The organism is Leisingera sp. F5, from assembly GCF_001593695.1.
On the sequence record NZ_LUKH01000888.1, the window covers coordinates 1 to 1,516 of the forward strand.

At 59.4% G+C, this 1,516-nt stretch carries 2 protein-coding genes and 1 pseudogene; 1 reads left to right on the forward strand and 2 read right to left on the reverse strand.

Going from position 1 to position 1,516, the window contains the following annotated elements; translation table 11 throughout:
• Nucleotides 1–329: pseudogene (locus A2I95_RS37110) on the forward strand (patatin-like phospholipase family protein); the annotation flags it as partial.
• Nucleotide 330: 1 nt separating this feature from the next.
• Here A2I95_RS37110 and A2I95_RS37115 read toward each other — a convergent pair.
• Both A2I95_RS37115 and A2I95_RS37120 read right to left on the reverse strand, forming a co-directional pair.
• On the reverse strand, nt 331–1,041 hold the full coding sequence (locus tag A2I95_RS37115; protein WP_291737474.1) for a DUF502 domain-containing protein: 711 nt from the start codon (nt 1,039–1,041) through the stop codon (nt 331–333).
• Between the two features lie 80 nt (nt 1,042–1,121).
• Nucleotides 1,122–1,516, reverse strand: a 395-nt coding sequence (locus tag A2I95_RS37120; protein ID WP_291737475.1) for a pseudouridine-5'-phosphate glycosidase, incomplete at its 5' end; no start/stop codon positions are given.

The following is a 1,516-nucleotide window of genomic DNA, read 5'->3' on the forward strand; positions in this document are numbered from 1 at the left end:
CGACAACACCGCAGCAGATCCGCAACCGGGTGAATGAGATCAGTTTCAACTCGTCCTTGCTGCGGGAGCTGCGCGCCATCAATTTTGTGCAGCGGCTGCTGGAGGATGGCACGCTTGAGGCTGGACGGATGAAGCAGGTTCGGGTGCACATGATTGCCGATGATGATCTGATGACGCAGCTATCAGTCACCACCAAGCTGTTTCCGGTGCCGCAGATCCTGGCGCGGCTGAAACAGGCAGGTCGGGATGCGGCAGACAGCTTCCTGGCGCAGGACGGTGAGAATATTGGCGTGCGCTCTTCCACGGATCTGCCTGCCATGTTCAGCTAGGTCAGGCGTTTTCTTTCAGCGCGGGTTTCTTGGCGTTTTCCAGCGGTTTTGAAGGATCTTTGGGGTTCGGGTAGACAAGGCCTGCCGAGATTACCAGCTTGGCAGAATCCTCCACCGACATGTCCAGCGCGATCACATCTTCTTCGGGGACGAACAGCAGAAAACCGGATGTCGGATTTGGTGTGGTCGGCAAAAAGACACTGACCAGGCCGCCGCTGGTTTCGACCTTCTTAGCGATCTCACCCTTGGCGTTGGTTGAAATGAAGCCGATCGCCCAGATGCCTTTGCGCGGGTATTGGACAAGGCAGGCCTTTTCAAAACTGCGTTCCGATTGGGCAAAGACGGTTTCGGAAATCTGCTTGATGCCCGAATACACGGTGCGGACCACCGGCATGCGTTCCACCAGACTTTCGGCAAAGCTGATCAGCGACCGGCCCAGGATGCCCTTGGCGACCCAGCCGACGACGATTGTGAACAGCAGAAAGATGATCAGCCCGACACCGCGCAGGTTGATGCCGATGTACTGTTCGGGCCGGACTGTGTGCGGTACCAGCGGCAGCACCACGCTGTCGATCCAGCCCATCACCGACCACAAGAGCCAGATGGTCAGACCCACCGGCGCAATGACGACGATCCCGGTAAAGAAGGAAGCACGCAGGCTGGCAAACAATCCGCGGCGTCGGTGAGGTTCTTCGTCGAAGGGCGTGGTCATGTGGCTTCTTTGCGGAAATTTCGAGTGGAACCTAGGCACTGATTGCGGGCGGAGCAATGGCATCCGCCGGGAAAATCAAGTCATTGTGCCAGTTTGTTCAGTTCCTGTGCGATCTTTGCCGCCAGCCGGGCGTTGTTGCGCACCAATGCGATATTGGCGGTAAGCGAACGGCCTTCGGTCAGCTCGAAGATGCGGCGCAGCAGGAAGGGGGTCACATCCTTGCCCGAGATGCCTTGTTCATCCGCCTCCGATTGGGCCTGAGTGATGACCGGAGCCAGTTCCTCTGCCGCGATTTCGGCGTCTGCCGGGATCGGGTTGGCGATCAGCTGGCCGCCGGGCAGCCCCATTGCCTGCCGTGTGGCATGGGCGCGGGCGATCTGCGCCGGATCATCCATGCGCAGCGGTGCTTGCAGATCTGACTGCGCCGACCAAAAGGCCGGAAAGCTGTCCTGGCCATAGGCGATGACCGGCACGC